The sequence below is a fragment of the Pseudomonas sp. GV085 genome, assembly GCF_003050925.1.
In the GTDB taxonomy this organism is placed as follows: Bacteria; Pseudomonadota; Gammaproteobacteria; order Pseudomonadales; family Pseudomonadaceae; genus Aquipseudomonas.
The window spans coordinates 141,443-157,755 of record NZ_QAOV01000007.1; the positions used below are offsets into that span (position 1 = coordinate 141,443).

Genomic DNA, 16,313 nt, shown 5'->3' on the forward strand with positions numbered 1-16,313 from the left:
GATCATGGATATCCGATCAAATGTCGTCGTTGTGACAGGCCTGGGATGGAACACTGCATTAGGCTATGACGTGAATGCTGTGGTTTCCCGTCTACTCGATGGAGAGTCAGGCATACGGCAATTGCCCAGTGAGTTGCGGCTCAAAAACGACCGCGCTGCCTACTTAGAGGACGTCGACAGCCCCGACCGCAAGGCGCGGCTGATCAAACTCACCGCGCAATGCGTCAAATCCGCACTGGCCGATGCGAAGGTCGATGTGCAAACACCGAACCCACACGCATTCCTGATCATAGGTACGAGCCTGGGCTACCGCCTCGACAGCGAGGCGCATCACCAGGATCCTTTGAACCAATGGACCGATGAAGTCGGCGCTCGGGTCGGCATGACTCCGCTGGCGTTGTCGACGGCGTGTTCATCGGGCTCGGATGCCATTCTGATTGGCGCGCACCTGATCCGCTCCGGGCAGGCCGACCTGTGCGTTTGCGGGGGCGCCGATGTGCTGGGGGATGCCAAGCGGCTGGCACACACCGCACTGGGCACGCTGTCATCTACCACCTTGAAGTCCTTCGACCAAAGCCACGACGGCACCCTTCTCGGCGAGGGCGCGGGGTTTGTCGTGCTGCAGCGCGAAGGCCTGGAGAGACACAAGCCCTATGCCTATCTGGTCGGATGCGGCGCCTCCAACGATGCCGCCGGCCTGACCGCGCCGGACGAAACGGGGGCCGGCATTCGTCTGGCGCTGGATCGCGCGCTGGCCGAGGCCGACCTGAGCCGCAACCAGATCGGTCTCATCAATGCCCATGGTTCGGGCACCTATACGAACGACCGCGTCGAAAGTGCCGCTTACAACGAGTACTTCGGCGACTACCACCCCCTGGTCTTCGCGACCAAGGGCGCCTTCGGGCACACCCTGGGGGCCACCGGTGCCATTGAAGCCATCGCCCTGATCAAAGCCTTGCAGACCCAGCGTGTTCCGCCAGTCTTCGGCCTGCAGCAGCCGCTGCCGAATCTGGAGTTCGATCTGCCGATCCGGGAGCCGGCCTGTACCCGCAGCAAAGTGGGCCTGAGCCTGACCATTGGGTTCGGCGGTTTCAACACCGCTCTGGTTTTCCAGCGCTTTGACCAATAAGGCCGCCTGAGGAGCTGAGATGAAAACAATCGACAACAGCAATGCCAGTTCGCTGACCTATTCGGATCTCGACGAATCCTTGCGTCGGGGCCTCAAGAGTGCCGACCCCCTGGTCTTCAGCGTGCTGGAAAGCGTCGACGCCTTGCAGCGACGCCACCAGGACGTGCTGCACGCCCATCGGGGCAATGTCGGGATGATCCAGTATGGCAGCGCGTTTCCGAGTCATCTGACAGCAAAGATCGTAGGCGACGTCCAAGCGCGCAGCCGTGTGTCGCCGATCGACTTCATCAACGCCAATGCCGGCGCCCCGCTCTCCGTTTGCTGTACCCGGTACGGTTTCCAAGGGCCGACGCTGGTACTCACGATGCCTGGCGCCACTGCCAGGCCCATCGCTGAGAGCCTGGCACACCACTGGCTGCAAAGCGGTCAGGCCGATTACCTCTTTTTGTGTCGCGCTGATTTCGGGGTCGATCGTGCGATCGATGTCGAAACCCGGCTTGTTTGTTTGTGACTGTCCCTATTCGCCCTCCACGTTGAGAAATCGAAAATGCAAAACCAGACTTTTGATGTTGCAATCATCGGTAGCGGTATCGCGGGCACCATGCTTGGTGCGATTCTGGCCAATCAAGGCGTCAAGACCGTCATCATCGATGCGGGTACCCACCCCCGTTTCGCCGTTGGCGAATCGATGGTGCCGGAAAGCGCCGTGCTGCTGAAAATCCTGGCCAAGCGCTACGGCATTCCGGAGCTGGCCTACCCTGGCGAGCTGAATTCATTGATCAAACACGTTGGCTCATCGAGCGCCGGCATCAAACTGGCCTTCAGCTTCGCCTGGAACGGCAAGAACCGCGAACACGATCCGCTTGATGTCGTGTCCACACCAGTGATCGCACCGGAAGCCCACTTGTTCCGCCAGGATGTCGATGCCTACTACCTGGCCCTGGCGGCGCGCCTGGGGGCGACCATCCGGCAACAGGTGCGCATCCAGGACATCGAAGAAACACCCGATGGCATGCTACTGAATCTGGGCAACGAGCGGATCCAGGCCAGTTACGTGGTCGACGCCGCCGGCTATCGCTCGCCGATCGCCGACAAGTTCGGTCTGCGCAAAGGGGCGCGGGAAATGCAGGCACGCACTCGTTCGCTATTCACACACATGACCGGCGTAAAACTGTATGAAGAAGTTGTGGCCGGCACCGACGTGACCGGTTCGCCGACGGCGCTGGCACAAAGCACCCTGCACCATATGTTCGAAGGCGGCTGGTTGTGGATCATCCCGTTCGACAACCATCCGCATTCGACCAACACCCTGTGCAGCATCGGTCTGCAAGTGGATATCGACAAACATGGCCCGGCAGTCGATCCGGAAGAAGAATTCCAGCGCTTCCTCGATGAACACCCGACCGTAGCGCGGCATTTTGAAGGGGCTGCCCGTGTCCGGGAATGGACCGTGGCGCCACGCCTCAACTACACCAGCCGCGAAAGCGTGGGCGATCGCTACTGCTTGCTGGGACACGCGGTGGGGTTTGTCGATCCACTGTTTTCCCGCGGTCTGGTCAACACCTTCGAGTCGATTGCCCGGATGGCGCCGGCGCTCATCGAGGCCGTCCAAACCAACACCTGGAACAAGCGCGACTTCCTCGCCTACCAGGACTACAGCCTGGAAGTGGTCAGGATCAATGACCGGCTGGTCGCAAATTCCTTTACCGCCTTCGACAGCTTCCCGTTGTGGAATGCCTGGTTCCGGGTCTGGATCAGCGGCAGCTACATCGGCGTATTGCGCTTGCGCAAGATCTACTCAGACTACCTGGCCGACGGCGACGATGACAAATTGCGACAGGCCTTCGAAAACTCCACCTATGCCGGTCACCTGTCCATAGAAAGCCCGGCCTACGAGGCGCTGTTCGAACACGCCTGCGAGGCCATGGAAAGCTACGCAGCCGGCAATCAAAGCGAAGCGCACACCATTGAAATCCTGCAGAAGCTGTTCGACGAAAATCGCGAGCATTTGCCTATCGATTTTGCCGACTTCTCCAACCGTTTCCTGTCCCGTGCCAGCCAGCCGTTCGCCGATTCGCTGCTGTTGTGGGCACACAACGCGCCCGGCGGTATCAAACCGCTGTTCGACCGTGGCGCGATGCCGGTGAAATTCGACTTCCTCGACAGCTACCGATACGGCGACCGTGAAGCCTTGAACAAGGCTGCCGATCTGGCGCTGGCCGAATGGCGTCAGCGCTGATCCGACACTGACGCAGCCCGGCACGCGTAATGCGCTTGTGCCGGGCTCTACAAGCCTATCGCCTGGAGGACAACCCATGCAGAGTGAATTCCCTACATTGGACGCCCGTCGGCAGTTGGCCGTGGCACGGGGAATCAATCAGCTTCACCCCGTCTACGTACAAAGCGCCTACAACTCACGCCTCATCGATGCCAACGGCAAAAACTACATTGACTTTGCCGGCGGCATTGCCGCCCTCAACACCGGGCATTTGCACCCTCGAGTGGTCGAGGCCGTGCGCACCCAGCTCGAACATTTCTCGCACACCTGTTTCGCAGTAACGCCCTACGAGAGCTACATCTCTGTGTGCGAACGCATCAACCGGAACATGCCGGGCCCGTTCGACAAACGCTGCCTGCTGTTGACCACCGGCTCCGAGGCGGTGGAAAGCGCCATCAAAGTGGCGCGCGCGGCCACCGGACGTACCGGGGTCATCGCGTTCACAGGGGCCTTCCATGGTCGGACGTTCCTGACGATGGCCATGACCGCCAAGGTTTCGCCGTACAGCACCGCGATGGGGCTGATGCCCGGTCACGTGTATCGTGCGCTATTCCCTGACGCTTCCAATGGGGTCGACACGGCGCAGGCCCTGGCCAGCCTGGAGCGAATTTTCTACTGCGACGCGGCTCCGACCGATATCGCGGCAATCGTCATCGAGCCGGTTCAGGGCGAAGGCGGTTTCCATGTTGCACCACCGCCGTTCATGGCGGCGCTGCGGGCCCTTTGCGACAAACACGGCATCGTACTGGTCGCCGATGAAGTGCAATGCGGCGCAGGACGCACGGGCACGTTTTTCGCGATGGAGCAAATGGGCGCCCATGCCGATCTGATTGTGTTCGGCAAATCGGTGGCCGGCGGCTTTCCGCTGTCGGGAGTGGTCGGGCGCGCGGATCTGATGGACAGCATCGGCCCCGGCGGGCTGGGTGGCACGTATTCCGGCCACCCGCTGGCCTGTGCCGCGGCCCTGGCGGTGCTGGACGTGATCGATGAGGAACGATTGCTGAGCAAGGCGCTCAACCTGGGCGACACGCTGACCCAAGCACTTATCGAAACGACCGCAGGCCTGGGCATCAGTTGCCGGATCCGTGGCCTAGGCGCGATGGTGGCGATGGAGCTCTTCGAAGATCGCCAGCAATCCGTGCCCGCGACGGAGATGACGCGCCAACTTGTACGGCAGGCGCAGCAACGGGGCTTGCTGCTGCTCGCTTGCGGCCCCCGAAACAACGTCATCCGCTTCTTGATGCCATTGACTATCGACAGTCCATCGCTGTTCGAAGGACTGTCGATCCTGGGTCAATGCCTGGCGTCCATTACAGGCCATTCATCATTCGTTTGAGAAGGGAACATCGATGAACACCATTGCTACGGACAAGCGTGCCCTGCGCAATGCCTATGGCCAGTTCGCCACCGGCATCTGCATCGTGACCACTCTCGATCCCCTTGGGCAGCCAACCGGCCTGACGGTCAACAGTTTCAACTCCGTTTCGCTGGAACCGGCCCTCGTACTGTGGAGCTTGCGCAAGGAGTCCTGGAGCACTCCAGCGTTCCAGGCCGCCGACCGTTTCGCCATCAACGTGCTTTCGCACGGGCAGCGGGAGGTCAGCGACCGTTTTGCCAAACCGCTGCCCGACAAATTCCACAACGTCGGCTACGCGCTGGGCAAGCACGATATGCCCCTGATTCACGGCGCCATCGCACAGTTCGAATGCTTCAAGTACCGTCAGCTTGACGGTGGAGACCATTGGATATTCCTGGGCGAAGTGCTCGATTTCAACCATGCCCAGGGTGAGCCGCTGATTTTCCACGGCGGCTGCTACGCCACGACTCAGCCTGCCGTCGCGCCCGCCTGATTATGTGCCGGGGACAGCGGTTTGGCCGCTGCCCCTTTGGCATAGGCGGCCACGACTTCCGACCGGCCGGCGATCCGCTGCAGATACCCGACGATATTGGGTAGGCCCTGGATATCCACTTTCAATTGGGCATGGATGCGCAACCAAGGGTAGATGGCCATGTCGGCAATCGAATAGGCGGCGCAGATGAAGTCACGATCGGCCAGCGCTTTCTCCACTGTATTGAACAGGTGTACGGTCTGCTCCAGATAGCGGGTTCGGGCGTACTGGTTGCCTTCGGCATTCTGATGCAGGAAGTGATAGTTCTGTCCCGCCATGGGACCCAGGCTGCTGATCTGCCATGCCAGCCAGTGAAGCACTTCATAGCGTTCGGGCCCCGCCGGCGACAGAAAACGCGCGTGTTTCTCGGCCAGGTATTGAAGGATGGCCCCGGACTCGGGCAGGGTCAGCCCCTGCTCATGGTCGACCAGTACCGGAATTTTTCCATGGGGAGTCAATCGGGCGAAGTCCGGCAGGTGTTGCTCACCCTTCGCCAGGTCTACCCATTGGATCTGATAGGCAACGCCGAGCGCCTCCAGCATGATCACGATCTTGTGACCATTGGCCGTAGGCGAGAAATAAAGTGTGTACATGGCAGCGGCTCAAACACGCCAGCAATGGCAGGCTGGAAGTCGGCGCGGTCGGATCAGGCCCGATCCGCGCTCGGGGTCAGGCAATGGGGTAGCGTTTGAACAGATCGCTCTGTTCCAGATGCGCCGCATGGGCCTTTAGAGTCGGGAAGTCGTCGGCCTTGACCACGTCCGGCAGCATCAACTGCATGAACGACCATGCAACTGCGCTGGTGATGGCGGCCTGATCGGGCCGCACGCCTTGTGACGGTTGCGCCGCCAGTTGTTTGTCCAGCTCGGCGCAGGCTGCCAGCAACTGGCGGGTGACGCGTTCGACCCAGGGCTGGTGCAGCTTCTCGGCCGGACGAAGATTGTGCTCATAGACAATCTGTACGGTTTTCTCGCACGCTGCCAGCGCCAGGCCTAGGGTGCGCAAGGCCGCGGCCAATGCCTTGGGCTGCTGCGGCAACAGTTTGGTTTCCGGTGTGCTCAAGGTTTCGAAATAGTCGATGATCAGCGTCGAATCCATCAACACGGAATCGTCATCGAGCACCAGACTCGGCGCCTTGACGACGGGGTTGATCCTGGAAAACGCCTCGAAGGTGCTAAACACCGACAGCGGGTCATGTTCGAACTTCACCCCCAACAGATCCAGCGAAATAGCCACTCTGCGAACATAAGGTGAATCCAGCATTCCAATGAGTTTCATCCGTCACTCTCCCTAGTTGATATTGATCTGCAGCGCCAATGCCCGGCGCTTGAAAAGATTGACCAGCCGCCACGACCGCAAGTTCGCGTGCCGCTCTACGGGCGCATCGACAGGCGATAGCTGCAACGTTCCCTCGCCGTCGATCAGGGCAAGCCCCGCCGACAGTTTCACTCGCTCACCGGGGCCGATCGAGAAATCGATGCCATCGGTGCTGATCCAATGTGTGCCACTGACCGCCCGTGTATAAATGTCCTGAGCGAAACGTACCGAGAGTAGTTGCGCCTTGGCCAGTGAAACCTGCAGCCATTGCTGGTCATCGAAACCCGACCTGCCCGTTGCTGTTTGCCGTGCACCCCATGCGTCGTCCATTGCACTCGTCCTCCCTCGGGCCAGAGACCTCACTATTACTTACACTATATGGAACCAACCGGCTAGAATATCGGTATTTTTTACCATAACCAGTAAGAATAAATTACATGTCGAGTGTTCCCCCGATCACCTGTCTGCGCAGTTTCGAATCGGTTGCAAGGCTGGGCAGTGTCACCGCCGCCGCCAAAGAACTGCATGTCACCCATTCGGCCATCAGCCAGCAGATCAAAGTGCTGGAAGAGATGATAGGTGTCACCCTGTTTGTCCGTGAGGGGCGCGGCTTGCGGGTCAGCGAAGACGGACGTCTTTACGCCTTGCAGATCCGCGAAGCGTTGAGCGACATCGCCGAAGCCACGCGACTGATCAAGACTCAGCCCAAATCCACTGAGCTGGTGGTTGCCGTTCTGCCATCGTTCGGCTTCAGTTGGCTGCTGCCTCGTCTGCCAAGGTTCCAGCAGTTGCAACCGCATATCAGCATTCGTCTACAGGCCAGTCTGGCTGTATCGAACCTGACTCGCGAGTCTGTCGATGTCGGTATCCGCATGGGCAAGGGCGATTGGGACGGGCTGGAGCACCGCCTGCTGTTTCACGATGAAACGGTCGTGGTTGCCGCCCCGCATTTCAATGATGGGGCGCTGCCGCAGACCCCCGAAGAGATCATCAGCAGCAACATCATCTTCAACATGGAGTCGTGGCAGCCGTGGTGCCAGGCGGCAGGCCTGGATCTTGATGCTCCGCGCATCGGCCTTTGCAGCAATGACTCCAACCTGGTGCTGCAGGCCGTGCGCCTTGGCCAGGGCATTGCGCTGGAGCGTCGCAGCCTTGTGCACGACGCTATCCAACGCGGAGAGCTCGTGCAGCTTTCCGAGTTCACAGCCCCCTACCCTTACCCCTACTGGCAAGTGCTGCCCAACCGTGAGCGCTCGGAAGCCAAGCAGCGGGAATTTTCCAGTTGGCTGGCCAGTGAAGTCGATGTCTACCTAAATGAACTGAACCCCGGAAACAACCAAACGGAGTGAGCATGGATCTGCACCTGAACGGTAAACGCGTGATCGTCACCGGCGGCAGCAAAGGCATTGGACTGGCCTGTGCCCTGGCATTTGCGGCAGAGGGCGCACAGGTCGCGATCATTTCCCGCGACCGTGCCCATCTGGAGGCAGCCCGGGGCGAGTTCGCCAGGCGCGGATTACAGGTGATCACCCATGCCCAGGATCTGGCCTCGGCCGATGGTTGCGCGTCGACCATGGCGATCCTTGAGGAAGAACTGGGGCCGCTCGACATCCTGATCAACTGTGCAGGCGCAGCGAAGAAGCATGCACTCGATGCGCTGGAGCCGGCCCACTTCCACGCGGCCCTGCACGCCAAGTTCACGCCCTATCTGAACATGCAGAACGAGGCATTACAGTGTTTTCGCCGCCAGCGTGGCAGCGGTTCACGGGAGGACAAGGCTATTGTGAACATCATCGGCATTGGCGGCCGCCATGTGATGGCCAACCATCTGGCCGGTGGCCTGGCCAACGCCGCGTTACTGTTTCTCAACGCCGGCCTGGCCAACGCCTATGCGTCGAGTGCCATACGAATCAACGCAATCAACCCCGGCCTGACCCTTACCGAGCGCACGGAAAAAACCCTGGCCTTCGAGGCCGGGCTGGGCAATTCGACCGTCGAGGCCGTGTTGAAAGCCAAGGAAGCCGCACTGCCCATCGGGCGGCTGGCAAACCCCGAGGAAATCGCCGATGTTGCGCTGTTCCTGGCCAGCCCGCGAGCCAGTTACGTGACCGGAGCGGTCATCGACATGGATGGAGGGCTGCATCCGTCGCTATAGCGCCGTGACTGTTTGTGGTTACTGGATAAGCCAACCAGAAGTGCAGACAGCCAGGCAGCGATTCCCCCCCTCGAATCCCCCGGGCCAACTCCCAGTCCATGACACGCCGGTCGTACTGGGACTGCTCCCATCGTGCGGTGTGGAGGTAATGATCAACAACCTCATTGCCCAGGGCCTCGCGCAGCCAGATCGAATCCGAGCCGATTTCGATCGCCTCCCGCAGCGTCTTCGGAATTTCCGGAAGTTCGCTATCCCGATAGGCATCGCCGACAAATGGATCCGGCAAGACCAGCTTCTCGTCGATTACCGAAAGCCCAGCCGCGATCAGGGCGGCGAACGCCAGATAGGGGGAATTGCAGCGAACGCTGGCGATCCTCATGCTGCTCACAATTTTGGAATGATCTATTTCCGGGGAGATGGCGTCCTCTCAGATCCTTCCATATGACCGCTCAACTAATTACCCTGACCCACTTTCTGAGCTGCCTATACGGCAGTGAACTTACATATCTGATTCCATCGTCTGTTCGACTTTTTCAATCCCCCACCCCACCCCGGAAGACGTAGGCCACTCGCAAAAGCCGCAGTAATCCAGAGCAGTAATCCAGAGAGGTCTGTTTTGAACCGATAGGATGGGGTCCGCTTGCATTCGCACTGATTACTATCCAGTAACTGCCAACCCGACATAGCAGCGCAAGGCGCCAGCAAGTCTCAATTCACTACCATTTAACTACCAGAAAGCCTAAATCGCAGATATGAAAAAGCCCAACCTTTTCAGATTGGGCTAACTCATTGATAAATATGGTCGGGACGGAGTGATTCGAACACTCGACCCCTAGCACCCCATCTCCTTTTTCGTACTTCTTGAAAGCTTCCAAAATTTTACTCTGGATTTTTCAAAGCGAGTATTTACTTGAGTTCCAGCGGTGTTCTGCTCTGCGAGAGTCCAGTAACGTCCATCAAGAGCCGGCGTTTTTGTGGGGGGAAAAGTAGGGGGGAGTCCATTTCATGGCCAAAATTACCATCAAAGAACTCGAGTCGCTGACCGCTGAAGATGCCGGCCGAATCCTCAGGGAGGATGGCAATCTGGCCGGTCGAATTTCGGTGCGTAAGGACGGCGTGTCGGTCAGTTTTTTCTATCGGTATCGGTGGAGCGAGCAGAACAAAGAGTACGCCTGCGGAACCTGGCCGCGCAAATCCCTGACGGACATCCGCAAGGCCCGCAACCAGGCTCGAGCCCTCATCGATGAGCAGATCAATCCCAACGAACACAAGAAAACCGCCAAGGCACAGGCGTATGCCGCGGCTAACGTAGAGGCTGAACAACTAAAAACGACGAAGGTACAAACGCTGACCGTCCATTGCCGGCGAGCGCCTGAGCAGCGTGACCCTACGCATCGGCGAAATCGACGGCATGAACCAGTCGATGGCCACCGCCACCGAGGAGCAAACCGCCGTGGTTGACTCGATCAACATGGACATCAGCGAGATCAACACACTGAATCTGCAAGGCATGGAAATTTTTCAATCGACCTTGTGGGCCTGCTCAGACCTTGAGCAGCAGGTCGCGCGCCTGAAGCAATTGGTTGGCAGTTTCCGCATCTAAGCCTCATGCGCCAGAAGAACCGGCGCGCAACAACCGCTGCGGCGCAATCCAGGCTCGCGCCATCGAGGATAAAAACTCGAATTCAAAACCCATCGATATCAGGATCGTATCAACCGCTCGTACAGAGGACACAGCAGGTGATCTGCCAGTTTAGAAAGCCTGAACCGCAAAACTGCACAAGTCCCTGTAGCCGCTACGCTTCCATTTTCGCCTGCAGGCTACCCACCGCTGGAGAGTGGGTTGGCTCACAAGCTTGGTGAATGGTGGTCTTGCGGTATTTCAACATGCCGCCACTGCGCTCATTGAAGTAGGCCGTGATCTCGCCAACAATGGCCAGGGCCACGCTCGCCGGGGTATCGCCCCCCAAATCCAACCCAATCGGATAATGAAACCCGGGCACAACTTCTCGCAAACGGGCCGATGCGCCCATCTCATCAAGCAGTCGTTCTGTTCGCTCTCGAGGACCCAACTGCCCGACATAGGCAGGTGAACATTGCAAAACGTTTTCCAACCAATGCCGATCCTGTCGGAAGCTGTGGGTCATGATCACCACTGCGGCACCGTCGACAGCACTGGATAAGTCAAAAGGCTCGTCGATAGGCGCAACAATGACCTGGCTTGCTCCAGGGAATCGTTCCGGGCGAGCAAAGTGCGCACGCCCGTCCACCACCGTTACATGCCAGTTCAAAACCCTGGCGAACCGCACCAAAGGCTGGGCGTCATGACCCGCGCCAAAGATCATCAGTCGGCGCTGTGGCGCGATGTATTCAAGAAAGACCTCGACTTCATCGGCTTCGCTTCCGTAAATCATCAACTGAGATTTCTTGCGCGCAAGGGTACTGCGCAAATCACCCTGCAGGGTGTGTTGAAGCGCTTGGCAGTGGATGCCCTCACACTCGTTCATAAAGGCGTTCAGTCCCATTCGAGCACCGACTCGCACACGGGCTGTCCGACCCGCCGAAATGACCGTTGCCAGTGCTGCCGGTTGGCCGGTGGCCTTCACCCGTTGCAGCACATCGAGCAACAGACTCGGCTTGCCGGCATCATGGCGTTCCAGGAGTACATGCACGGTACCGTTGCAGCCCAGTCCAAACGTCAACGCCGCGTCTTCATCATCGGCGCCCCCATCTTCCTGGGCTGCAGTACTGTAACGACGAACCACTGCCCCGCCGGACTCGGTTAACCACCAGGCCTTCCTGGCCAATTCCTGTTCCAGACAACCACCGCTTATAGTTCCGACTGTCTGGCCAAAAAGCGGAATCAGCATCCTCGCACCCGGACGCCGATAGGCCGAGCCCTCGACCTTGACGACCGTGGCGAGTACAGCATCGATCTTTGTGCTGTTGGCTTGACCCAATGCATCGAGCAAGGCGTACAAATCAGACATGGCCACTCTCCCGGGTCAAATTCAGTTGATTTCTGCGCATCGTCTTCAAGTGATCGGCCCCTCGTTTGCGGGGAAAACAGCGTTGCCAACAACCCGACGAACGCAGTGAACGGGAGTACTATTCATTCCCTTGCATTCGTCGAAGAACAATGCGACATCGATCTGATGCATACGGTGTACGAGAAACCCCGGGGCGCCCAAAGAACCCCTTTGGCCGGAGTGCCCAGTTCAGAGATCGGTGGCGCACTACCACGGAATGTCAGGTCATTTCCCAGCCATAAATATCGCTACGCATAATCGTCAAGGGCAACAGCGTGAACAAAAAAACAGGTATCAGAGCCCAGCAGGCCGACCAGACCAAGGCTCGTATTCTCAAGGCCGCGGTCAAGGTCTTCACCCGTGATGGTTATGCGGGCGGGCGGATCGAACAGATTTCCAGTGAAGCCGAGTCCAATGACCGGATGATCTATTACTATTTCGGCAGCAAGGAAAACCTCTTTGTACGGGTGCTTGAGCACACTTATGAAGCATTCAACCAAGCCGAAAGCATGCTACGCCCGGACCTTTCGAACCCCGTGCAGGCCCTGCGTGATCGGGTAGCATTCGTCTGGCATTACTACGTTAAGCATCCGGAATTCGTCGCTATCCTCAATATCGAAAACCTGCACGAGGGCACGCACGCCAGGCAGTCCAGTGAGCTTCGTCGCTTGTCCGGCACCACGCTGGGCGTGATCACACCGATCATCGAAGCGGGTCAGCGGCAGGGGGTGTTTCGCCAGGACATCGACATCAATCACGTCTACTTGATGATCGCCTCACTCTGCTACTTCTATAACTCCAACCGGCACACCCTCACCTCATTTTTGGGTCAAGACCTGGCGGATCAAGTCCAGCAGCAGGACTGGCTGGCGTTCATCAGCGATCTGGTGGTGCGCGGCGTGCTGACACTGCCTGCGTCTCAGTGACTCTCTGATCAATGAGTTCCGGGATTGGCCCGCAAGTGCGCGACCTTCTGCTCCAGCCCTTGCCACGCAGGTTCCGCTGAGGCGAAGCGATTGCGCAGGTATGCCGTCAGTTCGGCGATCTGCCTGTTGGACAGGCTGTCCTTGAAGCCTGGCATATAACCAAGGTCCGGCGTTGCCGGGTTGGAGATGCCTTGCAAAATGACCTTCAGCAGGTTGTCTGGCAGCGTACTGTGAAGGTTGGTATTAGTCGCCAACGAGGGACTGACACCAAACAGTTTCGGCCCAAGACCATCGGCGTGACAGCCTTGGCAGGAACCTTCAAACACCCGCCGACCATTGCTCAACGACACTGCGGTGACACTGGGTTGCGCTACGGTTTGTGTGCTTGAGCGAGTCTGTGCTTGCGCCGTGCCATCGAGCGACGCGAGGTACACCGCCATCGCCCGTATGTCTGCTTTGGGCAGCTTCGCCAATTCGTTAACCACTGGCCCCATGGGGCCCGCCGCGACACCGTGGGCATCGGAATAACCACTGCTCAGGTAGGTGAACAATTGATCTTCAGTCCACGGCGTAGGCGATTTGGATAAGCCATTGAGCGCAGGGGCTTCCCAGCCATCGACCATGCCGCCCGCCAGGAAATTCTTACCGCCCTTCTCCGCGCCCATCAGGTTGCGCGGTGAATGACAGGCCGCGCAGTGACCCAACCCATTGACCAGGTAGGCGCCGCGATTCCACTGCTCGCTGCGTTGCGACTGCACCTGGATTTCACCCTTGCGCAGGAACAACGCGTTCCAACCCGCCATCAGCGGCCGCATATTGAATGGGAACTGCATGTCGTTGACCTTGGCTGGCTGGCTCACCGGGGCCTGTGACATCAAGTACGCGTACAGCGCCTGCATATCGGCGTCGTTGATATTCCTGAAGGCAGTGTAAGGAAATGCCGGATACAGATTCTTGCCATCGCGACTGATGCCATCGCGCATGGCCCGTTCGAACGCGGAATAGGACCAACTGCCAATCCCGGTTTTCGGGTCAGGTGTGATGTTGCTGCTGTACAGCGTTCCGAAAGGCGTCTGCATTGCCAACCCGCCCGCATTGGTCGCGCCGCCTGGCGCTGTGTGGCACACCGCACAATCGCCGACTGCCGCCAGCAAACGCCCTCGCTCCAGCGTCGCCGCAGACCAGGTGCCCGCGCTGGGTGGCGTGATCGGTGCGATTTCCGCACGCCAGGGCAAAGCCGTGGCAGCCACGCCAAGTATCGCGCCGAACGCTGCGAACAATGAGCCAAACAACCATTTCGAGCGCTTGGCCTTTGGCGAATCAGGGGGATTGGCATTCGCTTCGTCCGCCGAGCCTTTGAGCGCGGCCAGCACACGCTCAGCGGTGATCGGTAGTTCACGAAAGCGAATCCCGGTGGCGTCGTAGATCGCATTGGCTATCGCTGCCGCGCTCGGCACTGCCGCCGACTCACCCGCCCCCATGGGTGCTTCGTTCTGGCGCGGCATCATCAGCACATCGATTTGCGGCACCTGGGGGAATGTCAGGATCGGGTAACTGCCCCATTCCTTGCTGGCAACGGCGGACTCTTCAAAGGTCACGCGCTCCTTGAGCACGCGACTGGTGGACTGAATCACATTGCCGTGAATCTGATGCTGAACACCGGCCGGATTGATCATCATCCCTGCGTCATGACCGATCACTACGCGAGTGACTGACACTTCGCCGCTGCGCTTGTCCACCGCCACGTCCGCGACCCACGCCGCCCACGCCGCGCCGAAGCCTGGAAATTTGCTGTGAATGTAACGGGCATAGGCAAAACCCCGGCCACGAAGGATGTTGTCTTGTTCCGGGATTTGCATCGGCTGCGTACGCGGCGTCCATTCGGCGCGGGCAGCCGTGGCCTTGACCAGATCCGAGGCGCGCTCATCATTCAGATAACGCAAGCGGTATTCGACAGGGTCGACGCCCGCGGCAAAGGCCAATTCATCGATATACGACTCATGGGCGAAAGTATTGGGCAGCGCCGACACGCCCCGCATCCACGAAGCCCGGACAATGGGTGCCATGTCATTTACGCTCACGCGCATGTGTTCAAAATCATACGGAGGGATCGAAGTGCGGTCGCCCATTTCGAACATCGCCGCTACCGGTTCGACACGCCCTGTCAGCAGCAGTGCCAGGGTCGGCGCACCGTTGGACGGGTAGCTGGTCTGGAAATCGTAACCGGCCACCCCGCCATCGACATTGATGCCTCCATCGACCTCCATCAGTTGCGCCGTGCCCTTGGGCTCCCATACGTGCTCTTGCTCGCGGGTCAGTTGCACCCGTACCGGCACGCCGACGGCGCGGGACAGTAACACCGCATCGGCGCAGACGTCGTCGGCGCAATTACGCCCGTAACAACCTGCCGCTTCCATGCGGATGATCTCGATCCGCTCTTCCGGGTACTCTAACAACCATGCCAGGTCAGCGCGCAGCAAGTGCGGATTTTGTGTGCCCGACCAGACGCGAATGCCATCCTCTTGATAGTCCGCCAGCCCACAGGAAGGGCCGATGGAGGCGTGAAGCTGATACGGCCACAGGTAGGTGCGGGCCATGCGCTCGCTGGCCTGCTCCAGCGCTTGATCAACATTGCCCTTGTCCAGCACGACGCGCTGCACCCGGGGGTTGTCGCGAATGGCCTGCGCGATGTCATCCATGTTCGGCAGTTTGTGGTTCCAGGCTTTCCAGGTGACTTTCAGTGCCTGGGCGGCTTTCGCGGCCTGCTCTTCACGCAGGGCGACCACGCCGACAAAATCGCGAATCACCACCACCTGGACGATGCCGGGAATGTGCGCGATGGAGGACTCGTCCACCTCCAGCAGGCTGTTGCCGACAAAATCGCCGCTGTCGAGCCCGGCATAAGGCGGGCGAATCACCCGGCCATGCAGCATGTCCGGCAGCCGCATGTCATGCACGTAGGTCAGCTCGCCGGTGGCTTTACCGGGAATGTCCACCCGCGCTGCGCCCTTGCCCACCAGCCGATAATCTTCCAGACGCTTGAGCGGCGCATCGCCGGAAATCGTCAACTGGTCACGCTCGCCCTCCACCAGTTCGGCAAACGTGAGCTGGCGACCGTCTTCGCTGCTAACTACCCCGCTGTTTATCCGTAAGGTGTCAGCCGCAACGGCAAAACGCCGGGCCGCCCGTGCCAGCAAAAATCGCCGGGCTTCAGCCGCCGCGTTACGCAAGGGGATGGCCGAAATCTGGATGGTCGCACTGGCGATGGTTGCGCCCTGGTTCGGCGCGCTATCGGTATCGCCAAGGACCATACAGACTTGATCCAGCGCCAGGTCCAGCTCTTCGGCGACGATTTGTGCCAGCGAAGTACGGATCCCGGTGCCCAGATCCACGTGGCCGTTGAACCCATAGACCTTGCCGTCGTCGTTGACCGCAATGAACAACGCCAGCTCCTGGGGTTTGATCACGGGTACGCCACCTTTGGCCACAGGACCGGACGGTGGCTGGATCTGATCGACGATCAACAAGACGCCGGACTTGGTCAACAGCTGAGCACGGGTGAGCGTTGCATGGGTCATGGTCATCAATCC

Annotated in this window: 13 protein-coding genes and 3 pseudogenes; 10 read left to right on the forward strand and 6 right to left on the reverse strand. The window is 59.4% G+C overall.

Annotation, left to right across the window (positions count from 1 at the left end):
- Nucleotides 1–4 precede the first annotated feature (4 nt).
- From C8K63_RS16515 to C8K63_RS16535, 5 genes are all read left to right on the forward strand, one after another.
- Nucleotides 5–1,129, forward strand: a complete 1,125-nt coding sequence (locus C8K63_RS16515) for a beta-ketoacyl-[acyl-carrier-protein] synthase family protein (protein WP_108217839.1) — start codon at nucleotides 5–7, stop codon at nucleotides 1,127–1,129.
- 19 nt (nucleotides 1,130–1,148) lie between these two features.
- Complete coding sequence (locus C8K63_RS16520; RefSeq protein WP_108217696.1) at nucleotides 1,149–1,640, forward strand: hypothetical protein; 492 nt, start codon at nucleotides 1,149–1,151, stop codon at nucleotides 1,638–1,640.
- A gap of 36 nt (nucleotides 1,641–1,676) precedes the next feature.
- On the forward strand, nucleotides 1,677–3,368 hold the full coding sequence (locus tag C8K63_RS16525) for an NAD(P)/FAD-dependent oxidoreductase (RefSeq protein WP_108217697.1): 1,692 nt from the start codon (nucleotides 1,677–1,679) through the stop codon (nucleotides 3,366–3,368).
- 76 nt (nucleotides 3,369–3,444) lie between these two features.
- Nucleotides 3,445–4,743: an aminotransferase class III-fold pyridoxal phosphate-dependent enzyme gene (locus C8K63_RS16530; RefSeq protein WP_108217698.1), complete on the forward strand. Its 1,299-nt coding sequence runs from the start codon at nucleotides 3,445–3,447 to the stop codon at nucleotides 4,741–4,743.
- Nucleotides 4,744–4,756: 13 nt separating this feature from the next.
- Nucleotides 4,757–5,257, forward strand: coding sequence for a flavin reductase family protein (locus C8K63_RS16535; protein WP_108217699.1), 501 nt, complete (start codon nucleotides 4,757–4,759; stop codon nucleotides 5,255–5,257).
- Here C8K63_RS16535 and C8K63_RS16540 read toward each other — a convergent pair.
- From C8K63_RS16540 to C8K63_RS16550, 3 genes are all read right to left on the reverse strand, one after another.
- A complete protein-coding gene (locus tag C8K63_RS16540; RefSeq protein WP_108217700.1) occupies nucleotides 5,233–5,889 on the reverse strand; it encodes a glutathione S-transferase family protein in 657 nt (218 codons plus the stop codon). The genes C8K63_RS16535 and C8K63_RS16540 overlap by 25 nt on opposite strands.
- Before the next feature lie 76 nt (nucleotides 5,890–5,965).
- Nucleotides 5,966–6,574, reverse strand: coding sequence for a glutathione S-transferase (locus C8K63_RS16545; RefSeq protein WP_108217701.1), 609 nt, complete (start codon nucleotides 6,572–6,574; stop codon nucleotides 5,966–5,968).
- Between the two features lie 12 nt (nucleotides 6,575–6,586).
- Nucleotides 6,587–6,943: a hypothetical protein gene (locus C8K63_RS16550; protein WP_108217702.1), complete on the reverse strand. Its 357-nt coding sequence runs from the start codon at nucleotides 6,941–6,943 to the stop codon at nucleotides 6,587–6,589.
- Between the two features lie 107 nt (nucleotides 6,944–7,050).
- Here C8K63_RS16550 and C8K63_RS16555 point away from each other — a divergent pair, with 107 nt between their 5' ends.
- Nucleotides 7,051–7,962: a LysR substrate-binding domain-containing protein gene (locus C8K63_RS16555; RefSeq protein ID WP_108217703.1), complete on the forward strand. Its 912-nt coding sequence runs from the start codon at nucleotides 7,051–7,053 to the stop codon at nucleotides 7,960–7,962.
- Nucleotides 7,963–7,964: 2 nt separating this feature from the next.
- Nucleotides 7,965–8,768: an SDR family NAD(P)-dependent oxidoreductase gene (locus tag C8K63_RS16560; protein ID WP_108217704.1), complete on the forward strand. Its 804-nt coding sequence runs from the start codon at nucleotides 7,965–7,967 to the stop codon at nucleotides 8,766–8,768.
- Nucleotides 8,769–8,844: 76 nt separating this feature from the next.
- Here the strand turns inward: C8K63_RS16560 and C8K63_RS16565 are convergent.
- A pseudogene (locus C8K63_RS16565) lies at nucleotides 8,845–9,156 on the reverse strand (hypothetical protein); the annotation flags it as partial.
- Nucleotides 9,157–9,773: 617 nt separating this feature from the next.
- On the opposite strand from C8K63_RS16565, the pseudogene C8K63_RS16570 reads away from it, so the two are divergent.
- Both C8K63_RS16570 and C8K63_RS16575 read left to right on the forward strand, forming a co-directional pair.
- Nucleotides 9,774–10,124: pseudogene (locus C8K63_RS16570) on the forward strand (Arm DNA-binding domain-containing protein); the annotation flags it as partial.
- Nucleotides 10,125–10,128: 4 nt separating this feature from the next.
- Nucleotides 10,129–10,371: pseudogene (locus tag C8K63_RS16575) on the forward strand (chemotaxis protein); the annotation flags it as partial.
- A gap of 193 nt (nucleotides 10,372–10,564) precedes the next feature.
- Here C8K63_RS16575 and C8K63_RS16580 read toward each other — a convergent pair.
- Complete coding sequence (locus C8K63_RS16580; RefSeq protein WP_108217706.1) at nucleotides 10,565–11,758, reverse strand: XdhC family protein; 1,194 nt, start codon at nucleotides 11,756–11,758, stop codon at nucleotides 10,565–10,567.
- A 314-nt stretch (nucleotides 11,759–12,072) separates the two neighbouring features.
- On the opposite strand from C8K63_RS16580, the gene C8K63_RS16590 reads away from it, so the two are divergent.
- Nucleotides 12,073–12,723 carry a TetR/AcrR family transcriptional regulator gene (locus C8K63_RS16590; RefSeq protein WP_108217707.1) on the forward strand — a complete coding sequence of 217 codons (651 nt, stop codon included), beginning with the start codon at nucleotides 12,073–12,075 and terminating at the stop codon, nucleotides 12,721–12,723.
- An 8-nt stretch (nucleotides 12,724–12,731) separates the two neighbouring features.
- Here C8K63_RS16590 and C8K63_RS16595 read toward each other — a convergent pair whose 3' ends face one another.
- A complete protein-coding gene (locus C8K63_RS16595) occupies nucleotides 12,732–16,301 on the reverse strand; it encodes a molybdopterin cofactor-binding domain-containing protein (protein ID WP_108217840.1) in 3,570 nt (1,189 codons plus the stop codon).
- Nucleotides 16,302–16,313: the final 12 nt, after the last annotated feature.

Bases quoted from the DNA above. Each gene is read 5' to 3' on its own strand.
- C8K63_RS16515 (WP_108217839.1), top strand. From the start codon at position 5: ATGGATATCCGATCAAATGTCGTCGTTGTGACAGGCCTGGGATGGAAC.
- C8K63_RS16520 (WP_108217696.1), top strand. From the start codon at position 1,149: ATGAAAACAATCGACAACAGCAATGCCAGTTCGCTGACCTATTCGGAT.
- C8K63_RS16525 (WP_108217697.1), top strand. From the start codon at position 1,677: ATGCAAAACCAGACTTTTGATGTTGCAATCATCGGTAGCGGTATCGCG.
- C8K63_RS16530 (WP_108217698.1), top strand. From the start codon at position 3,445: ATGCAGAGTGAATTCCCTACATTGGACGCCCGTCGGCAGTTGGCCGTG.
- C8K63_RS16535 (WP_108217699.1), top strand. From the start codon at position 4,757: ATGAACACCATTGCTACGGACAAGCGTGCCCTGCGCAATGCCTATGGC.
- C8K63_RS16540 (WP_108217700.1), bottom strand. From the start codon at position 5,889: ATGTACACACTTTATTTCTCGCCTACGGCCAATGGTCACAAGATCGTG.
- C8K63_RS16545 (WP_108217701.1), bottom strand. From the start codon at position 6,574: ATGAAACTCATTGGAATGCTGGATTCACCTTATGTTCGCAGAGTGGCT.
- C8K63_RS16550 (WP_108217702.1), bottom strand. From the start codon at position 6,943: ATGGACGACGCATGGGGTGCACGGCAAACAGCAACGGGCAGGTCGGGT.
- C8K63_RS16555 (WP_108217703.1), top strand. From the start codon at position 7,051: ATGTCGAGTGTTCCCCCGATCACCTGTCTGCGCAGTTTCGAATCGGTT.
- C8K63_RS16560 (WP_108217704.1), top strand. From the start codon at position 7,965: ATGGATCTGCACCTGAACGGTAAACGCGTGATCGTCACCGGCGGCAGC.
- C8K63_RS16580 (WP_108217706.1), bottom strand. From the start codon at position 11,758: ATGTCTGATTTGTACGCCTTGCTCGATGCATTGGGTCAAGCCAACAGC.
- C8K63_RS16595 (WP_108217840.1), bottom strand. From the start codon at position 16,301: ATGACCCATGCAACGCTCACCCGTGCTCAGCTGTTGACCAAGTCCGGC.